17 protein-coding genes are annotated in these 26920 nt (G+C 47.8%); 8 read left to right on the top strand and 9 right to left on the bottom strand.

What is annotated here, in order from left to right:
- Positions 1–22: 22 nt before the first annotated feature.
- From L1285_RS05980 to dinG, 4 genes are read right to left on the bottom strand one after another with little or no spacing between them, the layout of a single operon-like run.
- A complete protein-coding gene (locus tag L1285_RS05980; RefSeq protein WP_235411369.1) occupies positions 23–949 on the bottom strand; it encodes a histone deacetylase family protein in 927 nt (308 codons plus the stop codon).
- 19 nt (positions 950–968) lie between these two features.
- On the bottom strand, positions 969–1568 hold the full coding sequence (locus L1285_RS05985) for a primosomal replication protein (protein WP_046005732.1): 600 nt from the start codon (positions 1566–1568) through the stop codon (positions 969–971).
- A complete protein-coding gene (locus L1285_RS05990; protein WP_235411370.1) occupies positions 1565–2344 on the bottom strand; it encodes a TSUP family transporter in 780 nt (259 codons plus the stop codon). Before L1285_RS05990 ends, L1285_RS05985 begins: the two co-directional genes overlap by 4 nt.
- A gap of 3 nt (positions 2345–2347) precedes the next feature.
- Positions 2348–4417, bottom strand: a complete 2070-nt coding sequence (dinG, locus tag L1285_RS05995) for an ATP-dependent DNA helicase DinG (protein WP_235411371.1) — start codon at positions 4415–4417, stop codon at positions 2348–2350.
- Between the two features lie 67 nt (positions 4418–4484).
- Between dinG and L1285_RS06000 the strand changes: the two genes are divergently transcribed.
- The 7 genes from L1285_RS06000 to L1285_RS06030 all read left to right on the top strand — a co-directional run bounded on the left by L1285_RS06000 (position 4485) and on the right by L1285_RS06030 (position 18501).
- Positions 4485–6827 carry a DNA polymerase II gene (locus L1285_RS06000; RefSeq protein WP_235411372.1) on the top strand — a complete coding sequence of 781 codons (2343 nt, stop codon included), beginning with the start codon at positions 4485–4487 and terminating at the stop codon, positions 6825–6827.
- A 517-nt stretch (positions 6828–7344) separates the two neighbouring features.
- Complete coding sequence (locus L1285_RS06005) at positions 7345–9984, top strand: TonB-dependent receptor plug domain-containing protein (RefSeq protein ID WP_235411373.1); 2640 nt, start codon at positions 7345–7347, stop codon at positions 9982–9984.
- Positions 9985–10447: 463 nt separating this feature from the next.
- Positions 10448–13297 carry a TonB-dependent receptor gene (locus tag L1285_RS06010; RefSeq protein ID WP_235411374.1) on the top strand — a complete coding sequence of 950 codons (2850 nt, stop codon included), beginning with the start codon at positions 10448–10450 and terminating at the stop codon, positions 13295–13297.
- Between the two features lie 495 nt (positions 13298–13792).
- A complete protein-coding gene (locus L1285_RS06015; RefSeq protein WP_235411375.1) occupies positions 13793–16606 on the top strand; it encodes a TonB-dependent receptor plug domain-containing protein in 2814 nt (937 codons plus the stop codon).
- A gap of 57 nt (positions 16607–16663) precedes the next feature.
- Entirely contained in the window at positions 16664–17326 is a 663-nt protein-coding gene (locus L1285_RS06020; protein ID WP_052713209.1) for a putative 2OG-Fe(II) oxygenase, read from the top strand.
- 2 nt (positions 17327–17328) lie between these two features.
- Positions 17329–17604, top strand: coding sequence for a hypothetical protein (locus tag L1285_RS06025; RefSeq protein ID WP_235411376.1), 276 nt, complete (start codon positions 17329–17331; stop codon positions 17602–17604).
- Positions 17605–18363: 759 nt separating this feature from the next.
- Positions 18364–18501 (top strand): hypothetical protein, encoded by a 138-nt coding sequence (locus L1285_RS06030; protein ID WP_235411377.1) that lies wholly within the window; start codon positions 18364–18366, stop codon positions 18499–18501.
- A 100-nt stretch (positions 18502–18601) separates the two neighbouring features.
- Here L1285_RS06030 and L1285_RS06035 read toward each other — a convergent pair whose 3' ends face one another.
- Positions 18602–20932 carry a helicase-related protein gene (locus L1285_RS06035; RefSeq protein WP_235411378.1) on the bottom strand — a complete coding sequence of 777 codons (2331 nt, stop codon included), beginning with the start codon at positions 20930–20932 and terminating at the stop codon, positions 18602–18604.
- Positions 20933–21046: 114 nt separating this feature from the next.
- Between L1285_RS06035 and L1285_RS06040 the strand changes: the two genes are divergently transcribed.
- Complete coding sequence (locus L1285_RS06040) at positions 21047–21874, top strand: M90 family metallopeptidase (RefSeq protein ID WP_235411379.1); 828 nt, start codon at positions 21047–21049, stop codon at positions 21872–21874.
- A gap of 105 nt (positions 21875–21979) precedes the next feature.
- On the opposite strand, the gene L1285_RS06045 is transcribed toward L1285_RS06040, so the two are convergent.
- The 4 genes from L1285_RS06045 to L1285_RS06060 all read right to left on the bottom strand — a co-directional run bounded on the left by L1285_RS06045 (position 21980) and on the right by L1285_RS06060 (position 26851).
- The gene (locus L1285_RS06045; protein WP_235411380.1) at positions 21980–23815 is read right to left on the bottom strand and encodes a DEAD/DEAH box helicase; all 1836 of its coding nucleotides are present in this window, start codon (positions 23813–23815) and stop codon (positions 21980–21982) included.
- Positions 23816–24039: 224 nt separating this feature from the next.
- The gene (locus L1285_RS06050) at positions 24040–24303 is read right to left on the bottom strand and encodes a GrxA family glutaredoxin (RefSeq protein ID WP_046005743.1); all 264 of its coding nucleotides are present in this window, start codon (positions 24301–24303) and stop codon (positions 24040–24042) included.
- Between the two features lie 102 nt (positions 24304–24405).
- A complete protein-coding gene (locus L1285_RS06055; RefSeq protein ID WP_010382504.1) occupies positions 24406–24684 on the bottom strand; it encodes a peptidylprolyl isomerase in 279 nt (92 codons plus the stop codon).
- A gap of 97 nt (positions 24685–24781) precedes the next feature.
- A complete protein-coding gene (locus L1285_RS06060; protein WP_235411381.1) occupies positions 24782–26851 on the bottom strand; it encodes a TonB-dependent receptor plug domain-containing protein in 2070 nt (689 codons plus the stop codon).
- Positions 26852–26920: the final 69 nt, after the last annotated feature.

The following is a 26920-nucleotide window of genomic DNA, read 5'->3' on the forward strand; positions in this document are numbered from 1 at the left end:
CTGTTGTGTCTATGTGGAGCGGTTATTTTCCGGGACGCGGCAGATTGAAATGTTCCGGCCAGACCTGCTGCAAGGCGACAAACAGTTGCAGGTGCACATCGACCAAACGGTTGACATTGCGCTGATAGCCGCCTCCGAGTGCAGCCATCAATGGAATATGGTGTTGTCTGGCATGATGTAATACCTGACGGTCTCTGGCCTGAACCCCTTCTAAGCTGATAGCCAGGTGTCCCAGTTCATCGTGGTGGTAGATGTCGGCGCCTGCGTTATAGAGTATGATGTCAGGCTGGTGGAGCCGGGTACACAAGCTCAAAGCCTCATTCAGCGTTGCGAGGTAGGTTTCGTCTGAGCAGCCAACAGGTAAAGCAAAGTCATAATCGGACTGACGTTTTAGCTTAGGAAAGTTTTGCTCACAATGCAGCGAGCAGGTTACTACCTGAGGGTCCTGGGCAAGAATTTCAGCACTGCCATCACCCTGATGTACATCGCAGTCTAATAGCAAGACCGTATCGGCCTGTCCGGTGCGAATGAGGTGTCTGGCGGCAATGGCTAAATCGTTAAAAATACAAAAACCCGCGGCCCTATCGCTAAAAGCATGGTGATAGCCACCGCTCAGGTTAGCGGCAAAGCCATGCTCCAGCGCCAGTTGGCAGGCTTCCAGTGCGGCCCCGACTGAGCGCAAAGTACGCTCAACCAGTTGCTCCGACCAGGGAAACCCCATACGTTTAATAGCGCTGCTCGAGAGTGTGCCATCAACAAATGCGGCCACGTAGTCAGGGTCATGGCACAGGGTTAGGTCTTCCGTTGAGGCGACCACACTGGGCTGAGTGAGCCTGTTTGCACAGGGCATCTGGGCGAGCCTTTGATAAAGCAGACGATATTTTTCAATAGGGAATCTGTGTTTTGGGGGCAAGCACAGGTCGCTATAACTGGGGTGGTAAAACAACATAATCTGGTGCTTATCCTGTTCAGGAGCGGGATTGCTTTTCTTGTTGCTGAATCTTATCTTCGGTTGCGCTGATGGCTTTACGACAGCGTCCCAGTCGACCATGCAGGGCGAGTATTTCTTTGTTCAGCTGAGCGGCTTGCTCGGGGGACGCTTTGATCAGCTGATCCTGGCGTAGTGAGATCATTTCCTGTAAGCGGCGCTCGAACTCATGGTTTTGCGACAGTTCCTGGTAGAGCTCATGAGACGGCTGCATGATTTTTTTAACGGCCTGACGATACACTTTGGCCTTTTTGTGGGGCTGAAATCGGTTTTCTTTGGCCCAAACAGGCGTGGATTTAAGCACTTTAATGATGGCTTCTATCTGCTCACCAATGTGTTCTACCGCATATTGTAGCGCATGCCGCTGCGACGGCGGCGGTAAGTGTGCCAGTGCTTCTTGCACTTCGTCGACATAGTCGCTGAGTTTCAGACTTTTGCTGCGAAACACATGGCTGTCAAACAGGCTCGGCTGCGACTGAATATAGCGGTTTTTATCAAACCACTTCGCCTTATCAAACTGCTCGGCATGATGCTGCAGCTCAGCTACCCGTTGTCTGAGTTTATCCAGTGGCAGACTCATACCATATACGCCTCAAAAATCAGTTTTGCAGTTAACATGATGACTACGGCATTAAACAGGGGCTTGATCAGCCGACTGCCAAACTTGATCGCTGAATGTGCCCCAAGCCAGGCGCCCAGCATTAAGAATGCGCCCATCGTTAGGCCCAGCATGAAATTAACATGCCCCAGTGCAACGAAAGTGATCAGCGAGATAAAATTCGAGACAAAATTCATCGAACGGGCCAGACCACAGTTTAGTAGCAGGCTCATTTTATACAGCATGTCATTGGACGCCGTCCAGAAAGTACCGGTGCCGGGGCCTGCCAGCCCGTCGAAAAAGCCCAGAGACAGACCCTGCAGCCACTGCTTTACTCTAAGTAAGCCAGTTTTTTTGGGCAAGTCAATGGAGTCGCTGTGGCTCATTTTGCCAAACAAGCTATACAGTGCAACCAGTAAAATGATGACCGGGATGAGCTTATTGAGAAACTCAATACTCAGCGAATCAACCAGCAGTGTGCCCAGCACGGCACCTATGGCGGTGGCCAGTACAGAGGCCGCCCAAAACCTGGGATTGAACAGGTTTTGTTTGTAATAGGTGAAGCTGGCGGTTAACGAGCCAAAGCTGGCTGCCAGCTTGTTGGTGCCCAGTGCCATATGAGGCGGCAAGCCTGCGGTGAGCAGTGCGGGTACCGTAAGCATACCGCCGCCGCCGGCGATTGCATCAATAAAACCTGCGGCCAGTGCAACCGTACATAGTAACGCCCAGGTAGCTGGGTCTAAAGCAAATTCGAGCATGGATCAGTCTATTTGTTTGGCAAAGGGTGGCAGCGTGTCCAGCATCGCCTTGCCGTATCGTTTGGTAACCAGGCGTCTGTCGAGAATCGTGATGCGACCAGAATCCGTTTCTTTGCGCAGCAGTCTACCACAGCTTTGTACTAATTTCTTGGCGGCGTCCGGCACTGTAATAGATAAAAACGGATTACCGCCTTTTGATTGGATAAATTCGGCCTGTGCTTCTTCTACCGGTGACGTTGGTACCGCAAAGGGGATTTTGGTGATCACCAGGTTTTCAAGATATTTGCCCGGCAGGTCGAGCCCCTCAGACAAACTTTGCGTGCCAAACAAAATGCTGCCCGCACCCAGGTCGATGGCGGCGCGATGACGTTTTAGCAGCTCGTCACGTGACAGCTCGCCCTGTACCAGGATCTGCCAGTTTTGTTTGCGTAGTTTGGCAACCACATGATCCATTTGCCAATAAGAGGCAAACAACACCAGGTTGGCCTTTTTCTTATCCAGATAATCGGGCAATGCCTCAGCCAGATAGTCGCTGAATGCCTTATCAGTGGGCTCCGTTTTGGTTTGCGGGATATGTAACTGCGCCTGCTTGGCATAATCAAACGGCGAGTCGGCCTTGATGTATTTTACACCCGGCTCATTACTCAGTCCGCTCTCTCTGGCGAAGTGGTCAAAGTTGCCCATGGCGCTCAGGGTGGCTGAGCACAAAACGGCGCCGGCACATTCGCGCCAGAGGTTATCTTTGAGATAAAAGCCCACTTCAATAGGGCAGTCACATAACAGATAATCGTGGTGATGCTTGTAATCCAGGCGTTTTATCCAGCGAGCATGTGGCGTGCCTTCGCCTTTTGTGGCATAGCTGAACCACAACTTATTTAGCTGCTCCAGGCGGTTAATGTACTGACCGCTTTCTGCCAAAATGGGGTCAGCCAGAAAGCCCTGTACATCGCCATCGTTGACATCCAGAGTCAGCGCATCATGCATTTTGCTTAGGGCACGCAGTGCATCCTGCGTGGCATCCGCGATGTCTTTGGCACGCGCTTTGAGTTGCTCCGGTACTTCACCGTGTAAAAAGCGGTGAGTGTCATCGTCATTATAACTGTAATCTGATTGGTCGAGCATGTCTCTGACCTGACGTAATACTTTGCCCGCATCATTGGCGGCGTCGTTGAGCTTAAAGTTCTGCCCTATGGCCTTTTGTGAAACCACAACGTTGGCCATTTTACCGCTGAATTTCAGCAGTTTGTCGAGCCATTCTATGGTGCCTTTGATGGTTGCCGCAGCGGACGAAAAGTCGCGGGTAATATGCGGTAAATGATGCGCTTCGTCGATAACATAAAAGGTGTCTTCGGGGTCACTCAAAATTGTACCACCACCGAGCTCCAGATCGGCCAGTAACAAGGCATGGTTTATCACCAGCACATCCATTTGCGCAATTTTTTGTCTGGCCAGATGAAAAGGACACAAGTTATGAGACTTCATTTGCCGCTGACAGGCATGCTTATCGCAGGCGATGAGGTTCCACACCTTATCGGGAATGGTATCTGCCCAGCTGTCTCTGTCACCCTGCCAGCGCTTTTCCTGATAGGCTTTTGCCAGCGCTTGTAAGCAGCGCTGTTCCATTGCCGATAGAGGCGAGCTGGTTGTTGGCATCAGAGACAGTTGGGTTTCTTCGCCGCTAATGGCTGCCAGCAGCTTTTGCACGCAGATATAGCGCTGGCGCCCTTTTACCAGATCAAATTTAAAGTCGAGCCCGGAATGTTCTTTAAAAAAGGGCAGCTCTTTGTTGAGTAACTGCTCCTGCAGCGCAACGGTGGCGGTTGAGATGATCAGCTTTTTCTTTTTTGCCAGTGCCATGGGCAAGGCACCCAGGCAGTAAGCCAGCGACTTACCCGTACCTGTACCGGCTTCAATCACGCAAATTCGCTGTGATTTATGGTAGTCGCCCCCCAGGGTTTTAGCGATTTCTGCCACCAGATAGTTTTGTCCGGCGCGTGGGCGAAAGCCTTCGAGTTGTTCAGCTATGTTGGTGTGCGCCTGACGGATGGTTTTTTTTAGAGAATCTGACAGCATGTAGGATCGCTTAAGCAAAAAAGTATGGATATAATTACAGGTATTCTATTTTAGGCGGGGATCCCCTTTGGCACAAGCGGTATATCAGGGCTTTATCCTGTCACGACAGCAAACCCATCTCAACAACAGGCTGCACCTGTGCTACTGGCTGAAATCGAGTGAAGGCTTGCTAAAGGTGATCACGCAGCCGCAACAGGCGGTTTTATTTATCCGCACGGAAGACACTGCCAGGGCGCAACAGCGACTCTCTGCGCATCTTAAGGGTGTGGAGTTCAGGCCGCTTACGCTCAAACACTTTGATCAGTCGCCGGTCACCGGGCTTTATTGCCGTACATTGAGTGACTATTATCAATGTAAAGAGCAGTTGTCTGACTATATCACCTTATATGAGGCGGATATTCGTCATGCGGACCGTTACCTGATGGAGCGTTTTATACGTGGTGGTGCCTGGGTCACGGGCCAGGTGGTAAAAAAAGCAGGTTTCACTGAGATCCAACACGCGCGGCTGAAACCTGCACCGCAGTTTGTGCCCGAATTGTCCATGCTGTCGCTGGATATTGAGTGCAGCGGGGAAGGGGTGTTGTTTTCCGTCGGATTGGTCTGCCAGGCTCAGCGGCGCGTTATTATGATAGGTGAGCCACAGGAAAGTGATGTCGATGTGCGCTGGGTCAATGATGAGTTGTCGTTATTGCAGGCGCTGGTAGAGGAGCTTAATCGCCTGGACCCGGATGTGATCATTGGCTGGAATGTGATTGAGTTTGACTGTGCCGTGCTTAATGAACGTGCTGAAGCCTTGGGGGTGACACTGAGTGTGGGCCGCGATGGAAGCCCAATGCAGGTATCAAAGGGCAACTTTACGCGGGTCCTGATCCCGGGGCGTGTGGTACTCGATGGCATAGATACCATGAAAAATGCCACGTATCATTTTGAAACCTTCAAGCTCAGTTACGTTGCCCAGCAGGTGCTTGGGGAAAGTAAATTGCTCACCCAGGATGACCGGCTGGAGGAGATCATCCGCCTGTTTCATCACGATAAGCCGGCACTGGCCAGTTATAACCTGCAAGACTGTGTGCTGGTCTGGGATATCTTTGTTAAGCTGTCTTTGCTCGAATTTGCCATTGCCCGAACTCAGCTCACGGGTCTGGAGCTGGAGCGCATGGGTGGATCGGTGGCAGCATTCACGAACTTATACCTGCCTTTATTACATCGCAGTGGTTACATTGCGCCTAACCTGGGGGAGCACGGTCTGACATTCGACAGTCCCGGAGGTTATGTGATGGATTCACGGCCCGGGTTGTATCAAAATGTGCTGGTGCTCGACTTTAAGAGTCTGTACCCCTCAATTATCCGTACTTTCCATATTGACCCTATGGGCCTCATCGCAGGGCTCAGTGCACCCGAGGAAGCCATCCCCGGTTTCAACAAAGGCGCCTTTTCCAGAGTGCATCACCACCTGCCTAACCTGGTCGCACAATTAGCACAGGCTCGGCAGGAAGCCAAAGACCGGGGTGATAAGATGTTGCAGCAGGCGATTAAAATCATCATGAATAGCCTTTACGGGGTGCTGGGGTCTCGGGGGTGTCGGTTTTATGACCCGCGTTTGTCCAGCTCAATCACCCTGCGCGGCCATGAAATTATGCAAACCACACGCCGCTGGATTGAAGACATGGGCTTTGAGGTTATCTATGGTGATACCGACTCGACCTTTGTGTGTGTGCCTGAGTCTCTCAGTAGCGATCAGTGCCAGCAACTCGGTGAGCGCCTGATGAAGGAGATTAACCAGCGCTGGGCGCAACATATTAACAGCCAGTTCAATCTGCCCAGTTATCTGGAGATTGAGTTTGAAACCCACTACAGCCCATTCTTTATGCCGACTATTCGTGGACAGGAAACGGGATCTAAAAAGCGTTATGTTGGTCAAATACAGACAGAGCAGGGCACTGAGCTGGTATTCAAAGGACTTGAAACGGTGCGAAGTGACTGGACTGAGATTGCCAAAGCGTATCAGCAGGCGGTGATCCGAGCCCTATTTGATAAGGAAGATGTCATAGCGGTGACCGAACAATACATTGCCTTAATCAACAGTGGTGAAGTCGATGATAAGCTGATCTACAAAAAGCGCTTGGGAAAACCCTTGAATGCCTACGTTAAAAACATACCGCCTCATGTCAGGGCGGCGAAAGAAGCCCACAGCACAGGGGGCAATAGAGCGCTCGGTAAGGGAAGCCAAGTCGCTTATTATATCAGTCAAACAGGCCCTAAGCTGGTACAGGGGGCGTTGTCTAATCCGGATTACAGCCACTATATAGAAAAACAGATCTTACCCATTTACCAGATGCTGCCGGAGGTTGATCTTGACGCCATCACTTTACATGGTCAGCGCACGTTAGATCTGTCTGGTGATTTGTAATTGCGTGCAAGCGGTTTTTTAGCTGCTTGTAAGCAAATTTTATTTTCCGCTTATTTCCCACCCATTAAAACAAAGTGACGTGAAACAGCGCCTTATTTGAATGTAAATACACACTAACAAATTTGGAAATGATTTGTTTTCCCTTCTTTTTTCGCATAAAAAAACAGCAAACAGACTTAATTTAAAAATATTTTTTTTAACTAAAATGCGACTTGCATTTTTTACCTCACATTGGCCCTTGTGTTTTTTGTATACAGCTTGCTTGTGAATTGAATTAAAAATTACCTTTATTTTGAAGTGAGTGGTAATTAACTTTAAGGGCCTGTTAAATCCTTGGGTTTGTGTTGTGTTTTTGCTGTACCTAGCTGTTAAGTGTGGGTGGTTTGACGCTTAACACAAGTCGCGATTAGTATCCGTCGCGAAAATTCAGAGCGTGCTGAAATTAGCTCGGCAAGCTCATTATAAATACCAACAATACTCATGCTTACCGCCAAGTGTAAGCCCAGGGAGAAAACACATGTTGAACACTAAAGTAACTAAGGCCGTGCGTTTAGCACTGGCGTTTGGTGCTGCGTCTACGGCTGTGATAGCACAGTCTGCAACTGCTCAGGAAGGTGCTGAAAAAGTAGAACGCATCGAAATCACAGGCTCGCGTATCAAGCGTGTCGACATGGAAGGTGCAAGCCCGGTTGAGGTGATCTCGACTGCGGAATTTGAAGGCCAGGGCCGTGTCTCTGTTGCCGAAGCACTACAAAGCGTGACTTCTAACAGCTTTGGTTCAGTTATCCCAAGCTCTGGTAACAGTGGTCAGTCACAGTCGACTGTAAGCTTACTGGGTGCCGGCGCGGGCCGTACTTTGGTACTGATCGACGGTAAGCGTATGGGTAGCTCACCTTCACTGAATGGTGGTGGTGCTAACCTGAGCTCAATCCCAATGGCGGCGGTAGAGCGTATCGAAATTCTTAAAGATGGCGCTTCAGCTATCTATGGTTCTGATGCCATTGCCGGTGTTATCAACGTTATCCTGAAAAAAGACTTCGAAGGCGTATCTTTCGATATCCAGGTTGGTCGTCCTGAAGCAGAAGGCGCAGATACTAAGCAAATGTCAATGGCATTTGGCGTAAGCTCTGACAAGGGCAATATTACCTTTGTATACGATCATCAGCAGCGTAACCCGATCTTCTCTCGTGACCGCAGCTATACAGCGGCGTCTATGGAAGATAAAAATGGTGATGGGCTGATCTCTATTTACGACGAGACTGTCGGTGTTAGCTATTTTGGTGAAACATTTAAAAAGACATCAGGTGGTGGCTATATCGCTTCACCTAAATGTGATGAACTAACAAAAACCGTACCTGGCTTTGTTGGTGTGCTTGACCAGGGCAGCATCCTGGGTGGCGTTGGCGGCGGCGAAGTGTGTGGTTTTGCTTTTGCCGATGTGTCTGCAAACATGGCATCAACTAAGCGCGACTCTGCGATGGCGAGCGTCAACTATGAACTAACCGATGATCTAGAGCTGTATGCACGTGCTATGTTCAGCCGTAACGATTCGTTTGGCCGCTATGCACCGCCTGCTGACGAATTAGAAGACATGGCAGCCGATTACCCGTTAAACCCGACGGGTGAAGAGGCAACTGGTTATTTCCGCTGGCACCAAACGGGTAATCGTGATGGTGAAGTCACAGACTATCAGCAGGATTATACCCTGGGCCTGAAGGGCATGTTTGGCGACACCGCTGAGTGGGAAGTGTCTTACCACAAAGCTAAGCTAGACTATCGTACAGCGGGTCGTTACTACCTGAGCGTAGCTGGTTTGTCGCACAATATTCTGAATGACATTTCACTTGACTCTGAACAGGGTAAAGCGAATATGCGTGCCACCACCTACACTGAAAGCCAAAGTGAGCTGGATCACCTGTTTGCAGGTCTTGGCTTTGAGCTGGGTGAACTAGAAGCTGGTGCGATTTCACACTATGTAGGTGCTGAATACTTCGATATGACTCTGGATCAACGTTACGACGCACAAAACGAAGCTGGCCTGATCGGTGGTGATGCCGGTGGCTCAGGCGCCGGTGAGCGCGATGTAACGGCGGTATTCTATGAAGTGGCATTCCCGCTGCTGGATAACCTGACCCTGAGCGCGGCATACCGTTACGACGACTACAGTGACTTTGGTGGTGAAGGCAATCCAAGCGTGAAGCTTGACTACCGTCCTATGGACGACTTGTTACTTCGTGCGTCATATTCAGAAGGTTTCCGTGCACCCTCTCTTAAAGAGTTGAATGCGAAGGACTCTGAGGGCAGCCCTTACGTAACTGACTATGTTAACTGTGCTGCCCAAGGTATTTCAGCTGTGGATTGTTCTAGAGGACAGGCACCTGAAATGCGTAAGGGTAATGATCAGCTTGGTCCGGAAGAGTCAACTTACATGAACCTGGGTGTCGTGTATTCTGGCTTCGAAGACGTTTCAATTAAAGTCGACTACTTTGAACTTGAAATCGACAATGTGATTTCAATCATTACTGCTCAGGATCTGGTTCATATCGAAAATGCCGGTAAGCTGGAAGAGGTTCAGGCAAGATACCCCTATGTTGACCTTGAGCGTGACGCGAATGGCGCTATTTCGAAAGCGTATACTCAGTATGCCAACGGTGCTTCTATGTCTCGTAAAGGCTTCGATATTGACCTGTCTTACAAGTTAGAAACTTCACTTGGTGACTTCAAGTTCAGAAATGTAACCACATTGCTGACAGAAGTGGGCGAAGATGTCTACTTCACCGGTCCTCGTGAAGATGAGAAGGGCGCACCGGAGACACCTGAATGGCGTTCTCAGTTCACTATCAACTACGCAGTGGATAACTACACAGTAAACTGGACCACCGACATCATTGCTGATACCTATGAGTCTCAATCTGTGGTTAAAGTAGATGGTCAAGAACCTTACAACGTATACGATGGTTCATTGCCGACCTACGTGACTCATAACCTGAACATGAAGTACTACAGCGATGGCTATGGTACATTCACTCTGGGTGCGCGTAACCTGTTTGATAAAGGTGTGGTCTATAACAGCCAAGGTTTCTACAAAGACTATTCAATCTATAACGCAGGCCACATTGGTCGCGAAATCTTCGCAGGTTATAACATCAGCTTCTAATACGCAGATGAACTAATCACGAATATTAAAAGCCCCGACAGGGGCTTTTTTTATGGCAAAAATTTCTGGCAAGTCATAACACCTCCCCCTTGTGCTTCCTCATGCCATCAATGGTATGTAAACCATCGTAAGCCGATAGATAAGCAACCTCTGTCGGTTCTTTTCAATCGCAAGCCCATCTACTCCTTTAGGATTGGAAAATGGTTTGCTTGAAAACATTTTGTTCACAACCATATGTTTAGCCTAAGGTTATTTGTACTTTTTTGATCGCCAAAGTGTTTCCTGAATGTAAAATGGGTAGGTTCCTTCTATCGGTAATTGCAAAAAACACATCAAGTGATGTTGACCTGGCGTCTGTTTGTTGTTTAAGATGCGTCACTAAGTTACCGTTTTGGTAAAAATACAAAGCGTTTGTTAACGCAAAAATAAATATAACCATCTTGTATGGTCCAGGGAGAATCCAATGTTAAATAATAAAGTAACAAAAGCGGTTCGCTTAGCGATCGCGTTTGGTGCTGTATCAGCAACTGCGTTTGCAGCTAATGCTGAGCAAGGCGAAGAGAAAATCGAAAAGATTGAAGTCACCGGTTCTGCTATCAAGCGTACAGATCTGGAAGGTGCTCTGCCTATCGATGTAATCGACGCGTCTGACATCGCAAAATCTGGCGTAACAAGCGTACCAGATTTAGTTGCAAACCTGCCTGCGATGCAGGGCTTTACAGCTGCTGGTGAGTCAGTAGGTGGCGGTGGTGGTGGTGTTCAAACTGCTTCACTTCGTAACTTAGGTGCTGAATACACGCTGGTTCTTGTTAACGGTCGTCGTATGGCCTCATCAGACTCTGGTTCAAGCATCGATATCAACTCAATTCCTTTATCTGCGATTAAGCGCGTCGAAATCCTGAAAGACGGTGCATCAGCACTGTACGGTTCAGATGCTATCGCAGGTGTAGTTAACTTCATTCTTAAAGATGATGTACAAGAGACGACTATCAGTGCGCGTTACGACAAGCCTTCTGATACATCTAGCTCAAACTTCTCAATCACGACAGGTTTCGGTGACCTAAGCAGTGATGGCTTCAACGTAATGGTTAGCTTTAGCCGCGATGAGCAAGACAACTTAAGATCGATAGATCGCGACTTTGCAAAAACTGGTTTTGTTGAATTTGAACACGCAGGTCAAGACCTTGTTGCAATCGCTGGTTCTTCAAATGCAATTCCTGGTAACGCATATGTTCCATACAAGCAAAAAGACAAAGACGGTAACTACGTCACTAAAGACGGTGAGCAAGTAATTAAGACTTACTCACTTAACCCTTACAAAGAAGCCAACGGTTCTTGTCACACAACCAGTGCACCTTCTGGTAATGCTTGTCAGTTCGACTACACAAGTACACTAGAAATCCAGCCTGAGAGTGAGCGTAACAACTTATTCTTACAAGGTACTTTCGCAGTGACTGACGATACTGAAGCGTACGTAACTGCTTCTGCTTCTGAATTCAAAATGACGACGCGTATTGCACCCTACCCAACCGGTGGTTTCACGCTTAACAAAGAACTAGGCCAAGAATCTGCTTTTGTTAACGATAACGTTATTAAATACTTACCAACAGAATTTAAAGATGCTGATGGCGTTACACAAAATGTTCTTGAAGAGAGAACAGGTGAAGTTACAGCTCGCTGGCGTGTGCTGCCAGGCGGCAACCGGACTGACGAGTGGACCACAACGACGGCACACATCGTAGCAGGTCTGCGCGGTGAAATTAACGAGTGGTCTTACGACTTTGCTATCACAAGTTCAGGTGCTGAGCGTGAGGAATATCGTATTACCGGTTATCCGCTGGAAAAAGAATTTATGGAGCTGGTAACGTCAGGTGCAGTTAACATCTTCGAAGCGCCTGAGAACCTTTCAGATGACCAAAACAAAATGGTTGCAGACACTATGTTTAGTGGTCTGTGGGCAACAACAGACACTGATTTATTAGCGATTGAAGGTAAAACGTCAGGCGCTATCGCTGAGCTAGACGCCGGTACTGTGTACCTGGGTGTTGGTTTTGACTACCGTCAGTCAAGCTACTCACTGACCAACGGCGCAGGCCAGAACGCTGAAATCGTGCTGTTCGAATCTGCGGGCACCGAGTTCGACCTGGAGCGTGACAGCTATGGTGCATTTGCTGAAGTGATTGTGCCAGTAATGGAAAACCTGGAAGTGACTGGTTCACTGCGTTACGATGAAATCGGCGAAATCACTGACTCAAAACGTACTGGTAACCAGACTGTAAACGACAGTGCTGATGATACAACTTACAAAGTCAGTATATCTTACCGTCCAACTGACGAGCTATTGCTACGTGCAAGCTATGGTACAGGCTTTAAAGCTGCAACCATGCGTCAGATCGCAGCTCCTCGTCTTGAGTTCGGTGTAACAGCCTCTCCATACGATTGTCCAGCTGGTCTTGCTCCTGAAAAGGCGCAGTACTGTCACCAGGACAAATTGCAGTATGATGTTTACCGTGAAGGTGAGAAAGATCTTCAGCCAGAGACGTCTAAGCAGTACACATTTGGCTTTGTTTGGGCCGGTGACACAGGCACAAGCTTCGGTCTTGACTACTGGAACATCGAGATGGAGAACGAAGTTCGCCGTCTGACTCAGAACCAAATCTTCGGTGACCCGGTCACTTATGATGAGCTGTTCACAACTAAAGTTGACCGTGGTACAGGTAACACAGTACTTGCTATCATTCAGCCTGCACGTAACGTTGGTCAATCTCGTACTTCGGGTATCGACTGGCACGTAGATTTCACTACTAACTTCTCGTTTGGTGAGCTGAAGTCTAGCCTGATGGGTACATACATGATTGAAGACGAAAGTCTGCGTGTAGGTACAACTGACGTGTGGGATACCAGCCTGGGTAAAGTAGGTACTGATGAAGAAGTTGCATTCCGTAACATCATCAACTTCAACAATACCTTAACTCACGGTGACTTCACGCACAGCCTGAACCTTAAGGCGCGCAGCGGTTACACTGATGCAGCTGCATCAGTGAGCTTCTACGTTGCTAAAGCAGACGACTGGGATTCTGCGGTAGACGGTAGTGTTATCCAAAAACACATTCCAGTTTACATGACGTTTGACTACCGCCTGGCATATGCTTTCGGTGACAACGCAAATGTTGCATTCGGTATTAAGAACCTGTTTGACAAAGAGCCTCCGTTCACTCTGAACGCAGCGGCTGGTCACCAGGTAGGTTACGACCCGCGTTATGCAGACCCTTATGGCCGTACCTTCTACCTACAAGCAGATTACACTTTCTAATTCTGCCTGATAAAGTAGATTTCTAACGAGCCCCTGCATTATGCAGGGGCTTTTTTGTTGCATAAAAAGGTATTTTAATTGTTTTGTTTAAAGCAATAATTGGTGACCCCTTGTTCTTCAATTCATAAATTCAACGTCGATTTGTCCAAACGCCTTCAAAAATTTGAACAACAAAAACTTGAACAGCAGATATTGGGTGTGGCTGTTCTGGAGCCGAAAAATGAGTGTTCTCTCCTCTCAATCGCTTAAAAATCAACCTGTTTATGAGTGAGATAATTTAATGTGTATAAATCATTGTTTTTAAAGTGGTTTTTTGTTTCCTTTTTGGGTTTTTTGTTTCTATTTTAAAAAAGCTTGTTGACCTTTTGTTTTTCATGCGATTAGTATGTTTCACCAATATGGCTAAAAGTGTACGCACTTGTTACCCATATGAAGTTAAGAAAATACATAAAAACAATGCTTTAAAAGAAAAATTTAAAGCCAGGGAGAAAACAAATGTTAAATAGCAAGATCTCGAAGGCAGTGCGTTTAGCACTTGCATTTGGTTCTGCTTCTACAGTTGCATTTGCTACGCAAGTACAAGCTGAAGAAGAAGGCGCAAAAGAAGTTGAACGTATTCAGGTTACAGGTTCTCGTATCAGCCGTACTGATATGGAAACAGCTACACCGGTAACCGTATTCACAGCCGTTGAAATCGAAAAAACGGGTGTGTCAACTGTTGCTGAATTCCTGCGTAACAGCGCAGCATCAGGTGGCTTTAACGAATCTCAAACACTAAACCAGTCTGCTGGTGCGTCTTCAATTGGTCTACGCGGTTTTGATTCTAGCTATACTCTGGTACTATTAAACGGCCGTCGTATTGCTAAAAACTCAGCTGGCGGTGTATTCACCGATGTTAACCAAATTCCAATGTCGGCGGTTGAGCGTATCGACGTACTACCTGACGGTGCATCTGCCGTATACGGTTCAGATGCGGTAGCGGGTGTTGTTAACGTTATTACCAAAAAAGATTATCAGGGCGTAGAAGCAAAAGCGAAATACGGTCTGGCAACTGAGCACAGAGATGGTGATGAGCTTCAGTTCTCACTGACTGCTGGTGCTTCTAGCGACAAAACTAACATTTTGTTTGCACTAGATTATTTCGAACGTCGTCCTATCATGGCAAAAGACCGTGAGATGGGTGGTACAGCCTTTATTGAAGGACAAGAAGGTGGTGAAGGCCGCTCTAACTACGGTGTGCCTGGTTTCCTAGGTCTAAATGCTGGTTCTGCTCCGGATTCAGGTGATGATAAAGTATGGGCTGACTGTCCAGAAAGCAACAGCAGAGCGAACGGTAGATGTGCTTACGACTTTGCGCCTTTATATACTTTCCAGCCGCAAAGTGACCGTCAGTCAATTATGACTACGATTACACATCAGTGGAGCGATAATCTGACTCTGGACTCACAGTTCCGTTATTCTCGTGCTTATACGCTGAGTTCAAACGCCCCTGCGCCAGGCCAGGCTGATGTATCTCAGAGCCCGTATCTTAAAGACTTCCTAATGAATGATCGTTACAAAGACAATCCTGAATTGGGCGCTAAGATTGCTGATGAGATTGCAAATGGTACGAAATATATCGACGAAGATGGTAATGAGCAAACTGCAAGTGCCTATGTTGGTCGTCGTTACCTGGACTTCCCAAATCGTGAAAAAGACAATACAAACGAAACATTTGAAGCGGTCGTTGGTTTTGAATATCTGATCAACGATGACTGGGTTGTAGACTATGATCTTGGTTTTGCTCGCCTGACAAACCGTCAGATTGGTAAACGAGGTCAATTGCTACGTAACGAGTTAGCTGCTGCATTCAACGACGGTACGTTGAACCCATTCAAGATCAACGATTGTAACTCTGCAGAGCTAAAAGACTTCTGTGATGGTCTTCAAACGGCTATCCACAGAACATCAGAATATGAAGTTTCGTTCAGCAGTGCGACTTTATCTGGCCTGACAAACTGGGAATTACCAGGTGGTGTGGTTGGCATAGCTGCTGGTGTCGATTATCGTCGTGAAAGCTATCTTGACCGCTCTGATCCGGCTTCTGTTGCTAATCAGGTAATCGGTAGTGCCAGTTCTAACGGTGGCGGTTTCATGAAAAATGAAGCTGTATTCATGGAACTTTCTCTTCCGGTTATTGAGGACCTAGAGCTGAGCCTGGCGGCACGTCAAGATAAAGCTGACTGGGGTGTTGACGATGCTTCAGAGTCTACTTACTCAGTGAAAGCGTCCTACCGTGTACTTGACTCTCTGATGTTACGTGCTTCTTGGGGTACTGGATTTAAAGCCCCAGGTCTTGATGACCTATACACTGCTACCTCAGAAGGTGTACGAAATGGTGTAGTTGATACTAAGCTGTGTAATGCTGCAAGAGCTGCAGGTAATCCAGATAGCTCTGACTGTAACGGCACAGAAATTAACTCTAAGTCGGGTGGTAACATTAACCTACAGCCAGAAACATCAGATTCATACAACATTGGTGTAGTTTGGGATGTAACTGACGAGTTGGCACTAACAGTTGACTACTGGTCACTGGAAATCGAGAACATCATTGATGAACTGTCTGTTCAGGACATCCTTGCTGCCGAAGCGGTAGGTGATCCTGCGGTTGCTGGTCTGGTTGTTCGTAACTCTTCAGGCCGTTTGGATGATGGTTTACGCCAAGGTTATGTACAGTCAAACTATCAAAACTTATCAAGTGCAGATGCTAAGGGTATTAACTATAACCTGACTTATGCAACTGAACTTAGTTTTGGTGCGCTGTCTACTAACCTGCGTTTTGAGCAATACTTAGAGCAAAACCGTCAGTCAAACGCGGTTCAACCGCTGTGTGACCAAACGGGTAAGCGCACAGTGGATGCTGAGTACGAGTTCCGCCTGAACCTTGGCGCAACGCTTGAAACGGGTGATTTCACAACATCAGTGAATGTTCGCTACTTGCCTGGTTACGACCAGTACGACCGTTTCGATACAGAAAACAAAACGTGTAATGCAATCGGTCACTACGATGTTGAGACAGAAATTGACCCAGAAACGAGTGCAACAACATACCTGGATTATGGCCGACCGCAGAAGATTGATGATTACATCGAGTTTGACGTAACAACGGCTTATCATATCAACGATAAGAACAAGGTAACTGTGGGTATTCGTAACTTGTTTGACGAACAACCTCCGTTCAGCCAAGTTGATGACTGGCCTTTCTATGACCAGGATGTATACAACAATATTGGTCGTTTCTTATACGTTCAGTATGACATCAAGTTCTAATTTTAAAATTAGTTAAACTGAGGAAAGAGCGCATTATATGCGCTCTTTTTATTTATTATGAAGATAAATGCAAAACCCAGAATTTGCTTTGCAACCCCCGTTTTAGAGGGAGAGTTAACGGGCGTAGAAGAGTTAAATAAGGGGCTGACACAGTTATTTTTCTCATTGGAGAAAGAAGGCTATAGAAACCTGACTCGGATCAATACCACGCAAGGGGATATTTACGATAGCCCAGGCGATTTATTCTCTCTTACGCACTACCCAGAAATAGCTGAAATTAAGCAGCACATGAACGGTGTGCTGACTTCCTGGATACTTGAGACTGGCAAGATGACTCGTGCTGAATTAAGTCAGCTTCATTTTGAAATTGAATCCTGGTTTCATATTACCCGCTACGGAGGCACCAAAACATTGCATGATCATGGTCAATGCTCCTGGTCAATGATCTATTATGTGGATGCTGGTGATCCACCACCGCCAGAATTTCCAAGAAGTGGCTTTTTACAAATATACGATCCAAGGCGGATCCAAATGAACCCCTATGATAAGGGGTTTTCGAACTTTAAACCCACCTTCGACTATGGTGGTTTTTCAGTCGCACCTTATTCTGGCAAGTTCGTTGTTTTTCCGGGTTACTTACAACATGAAGTCTTGACATATTTTGGAAATAAGCCCAGGATAATGATAGCAATCAATTGCTTAATTAGAGAAAGGACTTAATAATGAAAATAACTAAAATTATATTGGGATTACCTATACTATTTGGTTTAACTGCCTGCCAGATGTCAGAAGGGGCAAAGCAGTCAAAACAAGACGAGCGGGCGGAACTCGCTAAGGTAGAAAAAGATGAAAATTATATCTGCCGAACCGTGAAGAAAACAGGCTCGAATATGTATACTCGTCGTTGTATTACCAAAGAAGCACATCAAAGAGAAAAAGAAAGCGCACATAACGCTATGTCCGAGCTCAACCGGAGCTGGAATAAGAACGGTGGATAATACTTATTTAGCGTAGGTACCACTTTATATTTCTGAGCCAAAGTCATATATGATAAAGGTAGTATTTTTTATTTAGGCATTGCAGAAATTATAAAAGAGCTTACTTTTTTAAAGGGCCGGATCAGGTCCTTTTTTACTTTAGTCGTTTTAATGCAGTTAATTTTTATAGCAGACTATAGCTGTATCCGCTCTCGCTCAAGTGCAATTCATATATAATATAAATACCAAGAATGAGACGTTCTAAAGTACGCAGGGCAAATTCGATTGATGGCTTTATGGACTCTCGTCAATATTCATTGTCGGTCAATGATCGTGTATGAACGCTCCTTTGCTTTTGCTCAATACGTCCCTCCAATTGTTCCTTTTAATCTTACCATTATCTTGGCCAAAAAAGATCTAATAAAGCACACTGGATATTGCCGACTAATCTTCCCACAGACTTGGTAAAGAGTAGACAACGAATCGATGATGTTGTGGCGGAGAGTAATTACGATGGGCGATACGTGAATACATGGGCTTTGAAGACCTCAATTATTAAGGGCCCCTTAGAGCCGAAAAAATCGTTTTTATATGAAAAAAATCATAAATTTGTTCTATCAGATTGACGCCCTAGTATTTTTTTTGTTAAATTTAACCTGCCTTATTTGCAAAAAGGTTTATATTTTGAGGGTCCTTACGCCTTGTTTGTTATTAAATTAACACTTGAGTAGTGGAGATGGTGGGCTCTGTTTAGAGAAGTTTTAACTAAAGGAATTAACTATGAAAATCAATCTTAAGAAAAAGACGATTAAGTCTTTGTCATACCCAGAACAGTCATTAGATAAAGACCAAACCAAGAAAATCGGCGGTGCTGCATCAGGTATGAGCTGGTGCACTTTCATATGCACTATACCATAGGCTGCAGGTTTTAAATTTATTATATAGCGTATTCAATATTAAGATGAAATGCGCCTTTTTTATTTTAAACCTCTTTTTATGTGTTTCTATTTTTGTCTTATCACTTCACATCTACCACTTTACTGGCCTTTTTATAGCGTATTTTAAACCCTGGCCAGGCGGGGAGTTCCCAGCGTTTGGGGGCGTCTTTGCGACTTCCTTTGCGGTATTCAAGGATAATACGTTTGGCGGTAAAGCTATAAGTTACTGACATGGTGAGTTCAGGTAGCACAACCTCAAGTGGAAACTGGTCGATAAAGGGCGTGATGAGCCAGTCTTCAATGGGTTGGTAGTACAAATCCTCGGCATCAATTAGTGCAAGGTCTTGCTGAGTTTCGAGACCCAGGTCCGTTAAGGTCTGAGACAGCCACTTTACTGCGTCTGGCAACGGAGGCAATGGTTGCTGTTGATGTTGCAGGTAGAGTTGTTGGTAGGCCAGCATGTCACTGACCTGTTGAAATACGCCAGCAAATAACTGGTCTTGTTCAATCAGTTTGACGCAGGCCGGAATAAGGTGTTTGCCCGTTGCGCGCAGATGTTGCCGGGCCAAATCGACACCCGCATAGGTACTGGCCAGTTCGACCCAAACTTCGTCTTCCTGCTGATAAGCCTTTATCAGACTGCTGTCGACGGGCGCATGCTGAGTGAGCAGAGAAAGCGAGACAGGTGCCGCCAGCGTGGCCAGGGTGGTTGCCTGTTTAACGCCTTTGCCGGCCAGTGCATAGGTATCCAAAACCAGCATAGCTGCACATGTGTCTGGTACTCGGGATTCTTTTGCCGGCACCACTTCACCCTGACCATTGCTAAAGCCACCGCGACGGTTGTCCTTTTTGATATATAGCCAATCCGGGCGCACTGAGGCAATTGCGCTGAGCAGCGCATCTCGGTCATAGCTGGCGGCTTTGTCCAGTGGTGGCAAAGAGAAGGCCTCTCTCAGTTGCGTGCTGAATTGTCTGGCCTCACGCAGGGCGTCGTCCTCTGCGCGTATGCCAGGCGCTTTGCCTCTGAGCAGTGCGATCACCAGCTCCAGGTCGCAGCTGTGGGGCAGCGCCTTGCTGAGGGCGTCAAGCTGCTCTGCTGAGTTTGGTAGCTGGTATACCCGTGCCGGCACCGACATCACAGCCACGGCATCTATCATTGCCTGGCGCAGGCGGTTATCCGGCATTTTAGCTATCAGGTGACCCAGTTCGACATCGACAGGCAAAGGGTAGAGCCGCTTGCCAAGCTCGGTGGCACGGCTTTGTGCGTCAAGCGCGCCGATTTTTCTGAGCAGGTCGAGTGCTTTTTGTCCTGAACTGGCAGGCAGCGGGTCGATGAAGCTCAGCGAGTCGATACCATCAGTGGCACAGCCAGCAGCCAATACCAGCTCGGTGAGCGCTTCTCTTTGTACTTCGGGTGGGGTTCTCTCTATCAAAGGCGCATATTGTCCATACAGGCGCAGACAGAGCCCTTCCTGAGTCCGTCCGGCGCGCCCCAGGCGCTGTTTTGCAGAATCTCTGCCGATGGCATCCAGGCCCAGTACCGTTTTGCCATTTCTCAGGTGTGTGCGCCGTTCCAGGCCAGAGTCGATAACACAGGTAATATTGGGAATAGTCAGCGAGGTCTCTGCCACATTGGTTGCCAAAATGATCCTTTGTCTGGGCTGCTGATGCAGGGCAAGGCGTTGATCATCTGGCGCACAGCCACTGAACAGGGGGACAACCAAAGCATCGAGTGCTTTGAGCTGAGCGGCGCATTGCACGATTTCGCCTTTGCCGGGAAGGAAAACCAGAATGTCGCCACGGGTATGGTGCAGCGCATACTCGCAGGCCGCTTTGACTCTGTCACTGAGGTTATCGCGACTTGGCATAGTACGCATATCCTTGGCAAGAAATCGCTCTTCCACATCGAACATCTTGCCTTTGGACGTCAGCAGCGGCGCCTCGAGGTAACTGACCAGCCGCTCTGCCGACAAGGTGGCAGATGTTACGACCAGGCGATGCTTTCCCTGCTGTTTTAACATCGCCAGTAACAGGTCCATATCCCAGCGTCGCTCATGGAACTCATCCAGCATCACGATGGCAAAATCACTCAGGCGGTTTTCAAAGTACCAGCGCAGTGCCACTCCCGGCGTTACAAAAACGACCTGGGTGTTTGGACTAAACTGGCCCTCAAAGCGGATAGCATAGCCTATCTGCTCACCAAGCCCACTGCCTTGTTGCTCAGCAACATACTCAGCCAACGAAGTACAGGCGATCCGCCGGGGCTGGATCACCAATACCCGACCTTGTTGAGCAGCCCAGACAGGCAGTTGTGTGGATTTTCCTGAGCCGGTGGCGGCGGCCACAATGACGTTACCAGAGGATAGCAGGTGACAAAAATCGGCTTTGATCTGTTCGATGGGCAGAGACATACGGACTTGATACTGTTAGATATTTTTTAAAGTGCTGAGGATTTTAACAAATCCTGCTTGAAAAGGCTGCCTGCAAGGCGCATCTCAAAGTAAAATATCAACGCGTAAAAACCAATGACAGAAATCAGTTTACTCCTTGCCCTGGTGGTGTTCTGTGCCATCTACTGGCGGCTCGATGATATCAAGCGCGCTTACTGGCAACATAAATATAAAACGCGGTCACTCAGTGAGTTAGACAGGCAGGTTTTGCTGCGTTATATGCCCATCTATCGTAACATGACGGACGCAGACAGAGCGCGCCTTGAGCGCCATATCCTGTGGTTTTTGGGTGAGAAGCGGTTACTTGGCCGTGACGGCCTGAAAACCAATCGGGCTATGGCACTGATCATCGCGGCAGATGCTTGTCTGCTGGTACTCAATCAACAGTGGCCACTGTATCCCAATGTCAAAGAGATCTTACTTTACCCCAGCAGCTACTATGCCGGGCAAAATAGCCGTGACAGTGCAGGGCTGGTGAGCTTTCATACTGTGGTGCGTCAGGGCGAGTCCTGGCCCGGCGGCACGCTGGTGCTGAGCTGGCATGACGTGCTGGAAGGTAACAGGCTACCTGAAGACGGGCATAATTTAGTATTTCATGAATTTGCGCATCAACTGGACCAGCAAACCGGTCAAACCAATGGCACGCCTCATTTACCAAAAGGCATGAGTTACAAAAATTGGGGGGAGGTGTTGTCTCGCGCCTATCAGCAGTTAAAAACTCAGCTGGCGTATCATATGCCGCACGTGGTGCATGAATATGGCGCGACCAACGAAGCGGAGTTTTTTGCTGTGATCACCGAAACCTTTATTGAAAAGCCACTGCAACTGAAACAGGAAAATCCCGAATTATTTAATCTGTTGAGTGAATACTATCGATTCGATCCGCGAGACTGGATCAAGTAGCCATTGCGATGAGCGCTTGGCGTCCCTTTTAGGGCTTAGCTTGTTGTTAAATTGCAGGCATAAAAAAACCGCTTCAAGTGAAGCGGTTTTTTCGTCTAAATCAGATTATGAAAAGCTGATCTCGCCGCGCTCTTTGCGCTTGTTGTCACGCTTGTCACCACGTGGATCTTTAAAGCTGCGCTTGCGGTCACCACGGCCTTCGTTACGGCCTTCAAAGCGACGCTCATCACGACCGCCTGAACGACGTTCACCACCGCGACGCTCGCCACCATTGCCTTGATCGGCAGGGTGCGTGCTTTTGGTCATCTTCATTGGGCGCTGACAAATGTAAACGCTCTGGAAGTGTGACAGCGTATCTGCTGGCATATCCTGAGGCAGCTGAACGGTGCTGTGCTCATCAAACAAACGGATTTCACCGATAAACTTGCTTGAAATATCAGCTTCGTTGGCAATTGCACCAACGATGTTCTTGACCTGTACGCCGTGCTCACGACCGACTTCGATACGATAGGTATCCATTGGGCCAGTGTTGCGACGTGCATTGCCTTTGCGCTCACCACGTTCACCACGACGCTCGCGGTTACCGTCACGGTTACCATCGCGCTCGCGACGCTCACGTTGCACCTGAATTTCCTGAACTTTCAGCGGCGACTGCTGTTGTGCCAGGCACAGAAGTGCAGCAGACAACTCAGTTTGGCTCAGTTCCAGCTTTTCAGCCATGCCCTGTGCTACTTCACTGAAGAACGCAATGTCTTTGTGATCCAGCGCCAGGCTTAGCTTGCCTTGTAGTGCTTCAATACGCTTTTGCTCAACGACTTTCGCGTTAGGCAGCTCAACCTGCTCGATGTCAGAGCGGGTATGACGCATGATGTTACGTAGCAGGTAACGTTCATTACCTTTCACGAACAGGATAGCTTTACCTTTACGACCAGCACGACCTGTACGGCCGATACGGTGTACATAGGCTTCGCTGTCTTGCGGGATATCATAGTTGATAACCAGGCTCAGACGATCTACGTCCAGACCACGTGCTGCAACGTCAGTTGCGATAACGATGTCCAACAGGCCGCTCTTCAGACGCTCTACTGTGCGTTCACGGGCTTGTTGGTTCATATCACCATTCAGTGGTGCCGCAGAGAAACCTTCGCGTTCAAGTAGTTCAGCCAGCTGAACGGTGTCGTTACGAGTACGCACAAACACGATAGACGCATCGTAATCTTCCGCTTCTAAGAAGCGTACGATGGCTTTGTTTTTATGCGTCGTTGCACGCCAGTAAACTTGCTCAATTGTGTCAACAGTCGAGTTACGTGGCGTGATTTTTACTTGCTCTGCGTTATCTAAATACTTAGAACAAATAGATTGGATCTGCTTTGGCATGGTTGCAGAGAACAAACAGGTTTGCTTCTCTACTGGTGTTTTTTCCATGATGCTTTCAACATCATCGATAAAGCCCATGCGTAGCATCTCATCGGCTTCGTCCAGCACTAAGGCTTTCAGATCCGACAAATCAATGGTCTTACGGTTAATATGGTCAATCAAACGACCCGGTGTTGCCACAATGATCTGTGCGCCACGGCGCAGTGCACTTAGCTGCACGCCATAGCTTTGTCCGCCATACAGAGCCAATACTTCAACACCTTTGGTGTATTTTGCGTATTGGTTGAAGGCTTCCGCGACCTGTAAAGCCAATTCGCGTGTTGGAGTCAATACTAATATCTGTGGTTGCTTAACGGATGCGTCAACATTGTTTAATAGCGGCAACGCGAACGCCGCCGTTTTGCCCGTACCCGTCTGCGCTAGTCCCAGCACGTCCTTTCTTTCTAGCAATAACGGTATACATTGAGCCTGGATCTCAGAAGGTGATTGATATCCCAGCTCTTCGACTGCCTTTAAAATTGCAGGAGAAAGATCTAAAGATTCAAACGTGACTGGTTCTGACATTAATGCGCCTCAACAAGTTAAAAGAGGCGGCATTGTACAGCAAAGAAAAAACAATTGCTTGCATAAATTGGCACTAATTTTGTAGGTATTTGATATTGGTCAAAAAATAAACTTATTTATTTTTTTGAGCTGTTAGATTGGCAGGTAAGTGGCTATTTTTAAGGGAAAATCATGCCTGAATTGCAGCTTAATGGCGACTCAGGCAAGGATAATACGGCACTGTGTTACTGATACAGGCCCAGATTCTCTTTGGCATAGGCTTCAAACTCGGTAAAGCCGCCAATGTGGTCCTGGTCAACGAAAATTTGCGGTACAGTTGGACAAGGCTTGCCTGCGGATTTTTCCAAATCTGCCTTGCTGACGCCTTCTTTGATGATATCAATGTAACGAAACTTAAAATCGTCGCGTTCATTGGTCAGGCGCTCTGCCAGGTCTTTTGCACGGACACAATAAGGGCAGCCTTCACGGCCAAAAATCACAGTAAACATAGGGGTCTCCAAATCATTTTCATTGCTACTCAGTATATCGGCCTGTGTGCAAAATGAAACCGCCAAAAATCGATGGCCATGATTGAGAAAACCGATGATGCCTCAGGAGCGATAGACCGTTTTGATAAGGTGGTAACCAAACTTAGTCTTGACCGGACCGTGGACTTCATAAAGTGGCTTTTTGAACACCACATCATCGAATGCTTTAACCATATCGCCTTTATTAAACTCACCAAGATCGCCACCGCGCTTTTTCGATGGGCACAAAGAATGCTGTTTGGCCAGTTTGTTGAAGTCGCCGCCTTTGGCAAGTTTAGCCTTTATAGCAAGACACTCTTTTTCGGTTTTAACTAAAATGTGGTAAGCACAGGCTTTTGGCATGGTTGAGGTCTCCGGACTATCAAAGGCGCCGATCATGCAAGGAGAAGGCCGAAAACGCAAGTATCAATTGCCAGCTATCGGCCTTTTCAAGGAAGTATTAGAAGGTCACGCTAAACCCAATCGACGGGCGGATAGAGAAATCATCTTCCTCTTCTTCTATATACAGGTCGTTAACGGACTTAACTCTGTCGTAGTCCAGGTCTATATAGGCAATGTTTTCCTGGCCATAGGCATTCATGAGTTCAAAGATCAGCTTGCCATCGTTGCCGAATAGCTCGGTCTTACGCTCAAAGCGAATATCCAGGCGGTGATACACTTTGAACCGCTCTGAAAAGGGCTCGCCATAGACAGGTAAAAAGCGGCCATCGTGGTCGGGGTTTTCTCTGACGCCAACAATGGGGGTATAGGCCTGGCCACTGCGTGCAGTAAAGTTAAAACCACCTTGCCACTTTTCATTGATCTCGTAATGGAATACGGCATTAAACACCAGCGGCGTATCGGCGAAATAGTCGCGGGTGATATTCTGGCTGAGATCGGTGCGCTCACTTTTGGCATAGCTCAATGCCACCCAGCCATACCAGTTATCGGTCTTGTTTTTGTTGATCAGCAGGTCTACACCATAGGCGCGTCCTTCAACGTCGTTGCTATACAAATCAGCGGCATTGGGGCCGTCGTCGATGGCAAGCGGCAGATCATCCATGGTCTTATAATATCCCTCAATTGACCAGCTCCACTCATTCTCCAGTTGCTGGCTGAAGCCCAGCGTATAGTGATCCGACACCTGAGATTTCAGCTTGGGGTTACCAATGTCTGGCAAAATGTATTCCACATTCTGCATGCGATTGTAGCGACCCGCCTTGGCACTGATGGTGCTTTCTTCCGTCACATAGTAACTGATCGCCAGACGAGGTGAGGTGAAGGTTTCATCGGTGTATTTGTTGTGCTGACTTTGTACTCCCAGCTCGCTCTGCCAGTCATCGCTCAGTTGCCAGATATGCGCCAGGCCAACAAAGCCACTGTCAATGTCTATGCTGCGCTTGCCGCTGATCCGCTCACCTTTTTTCAGGTCGCAGTCGGGATCCAGTTCAGTACACAAGTACTGAAAGGTGTCGTAACTATATTCTGTTTCGTTATCAAAGTAAGCAGCATCCAGAACCAGCTGATGAGCTGGGTTGATACGGTAGTTCAGGCGTGCCTTGTAGGTATATTGTTTTTCCGACTCTTCTTCAAAATAGCCGGCAGAAACCGTGGCGCGGCGGCCATATTCCAGTCGACCTGAATGATCCAGTGCACCTATCCCCACACGCAAATGCAGCTTGTCATTATAATGGTCCCACAACACGTTTTGGCTGTTGAACTCCCTGATAAAGCGCGCGTCCCCCTGAAACTCAGGGGTCTTTTGCGCCAGCTCGGAGCGTTCGTTAAACCCGGCTGCAGCGGAGTCTTCTGCGCCGGTAAAGTTGAAGGTCAGGGTGTTGTTGGCGTTAATATCCCACAAAAACTTGCCCTGATAGTCGTGATCGTCCGGCGCATCATTGATGATCACACCGGTTGGCTCTCCGTCGTCATCTTCGAGCTCTTCACCTTCTTCAAAGAACAAGGGGAGGGTACTTTTTCGGCCCGAGACATAGAAAGCCGTGCTGTCGCTAAGCTGACCTTCCACAAAGACACCGGCATTGAACATGGTGAGATCGAGTGTGGTGGTGATTGGCTGATATTTGGGGTTGCGCAGCGTGACGTCAAACACTGCGCCCGTTGCGTTACTGTAGCTGCTGCCGTAGCCTGCTGAGTAAAGCTGAAAATCCTGAATGATATAGCGATTGAAGATTGAGCTGCCAAAGTCGTGGAAAATGTAACCCGCAGGCATAAAGTCCACTTCGAACATGTTGTCGCTTGGGCTTGATCCACGTACGGCGGGTTCACTCATGGAGCCACCGGCGGCAACCACACCGGGTAATGCATACACAGCCCGCAACGGATCGCCCATCGCACCGGGCATCTCAATCAGTTTTTCTGTGTCTTCTGTGATCTCAGAGGTGATTGAGCTGCGCTTGTAATGCACCTCAATGTGTTCTATGTCTGCGTTGGTGTTTGCCTGTATCTGAAATGCCATGCATAGCATAATGGGTGACAGTGCAAACGGTTTTTTGAGTGACGAGCGCGTCATGTTAGTCCCTTGTTGAATCTAAGCTGAATAAGAGTTGGGACTAGTGTATGAGAATAAATCGTACCTTTG

The organism is Pseudoalteromonas sp. DL2-H2.2, assembly GCF_021532535.1.
Lineage (GTDB): Bacteria > Pseudomonadota > Gammaproteobacteria > Enterobacterales > Alteromonadaceae > Pseudoalteromonas > Pseudoalteromonas rubra_A.

What these genes read in the sequence shown, in the direction of transcription:
- L1285_RS05980 (WP_235411369.1), bottom strand. Translation starts at nt 949, where the DNA reads ATGTTGTTTTACCACCCCAGTTATAGCGACCTGTGCTTGCCCCCAAAA.
- L1285_RS05985 (WP_046005732.1), bottom strand. Translation starts at nt 1,568, where the DNA reads ATGAGTCTGCCACTGGATAAACTCAGACAACGGGTAGCTGAGCTGCAG.
- L1285_RS05990 (WP_235411370.1), bottom strand. Translation starts at nt 2,344, where the DNA reads ATGCTCGAATTTGCTTTAGACCCAGCTACCTGGGCGTTACTATGTACG.
- dinG (WP_235411371.1), bottom strand. Translation starts at nt 4,417, where the DNA reads ATGCTGTCAGATTCTCTAAAAAAAACCATCCGTCAGGCGCACACCAAC.
- L1285_RS06005 (WP_235411373.1), top strand. Translation starts at nt 7,345, where the DNA reads ATGTTGAACACTAAAGTAACTAAGGCCGTGCGTTTAGCACTGGCGTTT.
- L1285_RS06010 (WP_235411374.1), top strand. Translation starts at nt 10,448, where the DNA reads ATGTTAAATAATAAAGTAACAAAAGCGGTTCGCTTAGCGATCGCGTTT.
- L1285_RS06015 (WP_235411375.1), top strand. Translation starts at nt 13,793, where the DNA reads ATGTTAAATAGCAAGATCTCGAAGGCAGTGCGTTTAGCACTTGCATTT.
- L1285_RS06020 (WP_052713209.1), top strand. Translation starts at nt 16,664, where the DNA reads ATGAAGATAAATGCAAAACCCAGAATTTGCTTTGCAACCCCCGTTTTA.
- L1285_RS06025 (WP_235411376.1), top strand. Translation starts at nt 17,329, where the DNA reads ATGAAAATAACTAAAATTATATTGGGATTACCTATACTATTTGGTTTA.
- L1285_RS06030 (WP_235411377.1), top strand. Translation starts at nt 18,364, where the DNA reads ATGAAAATCAATCTTAAGAAAAAGACGATTAAGTCTTTGTCATACCCA.
- L1285_RS06035 (WP_235411378.1), bottom strand. Translation starts at nt 20,932, where the DNA reads ATGTCTCTGCCCATCGAACAGATCAAAGCCGATTTTTGTCACCTGCTA.
- L1285_RS06040 (WP_235411379.1), top strand. Translation starts at nt 21,047, where the DNA reads ATGACAGAAATCAGTTTACTCCTTGCCCTGGTGGTGTTCTGTGCCATC.
- L1285_RS06045 (WP_235411380.1), bottom strand. Translation starts at nt 23,815, where the DNA reads ATGTCAGAACCAGTCACGTTTGAATCTTTAGATCTTTCTCCTGCAATT.
- L1285_RS06050 (WP_046005743.1), bottom strand. Translation starts at nt 24,303, where the DNA reads ATGTTTACTGTGATTTTTGGCCGTGAAGGCTGCCCTTATTGTGTCCGT.
- L1285_RS06055 (WP_010382504.1), bottom strand. Translation starts at nt 24,684, where the DNA reads ATGCCAAAAGCCTGTGCTTACCACATTTTAGTTAAAACCGAAAAAGAG.
- L1285_RS06060 (WP_235411381.1), bottom strand. Translation starts at nt 26,851, where the DNA reads ATGACGCGCTCGTCACTCAAAAAACCGTTTGCACTGTCACCCATTATG.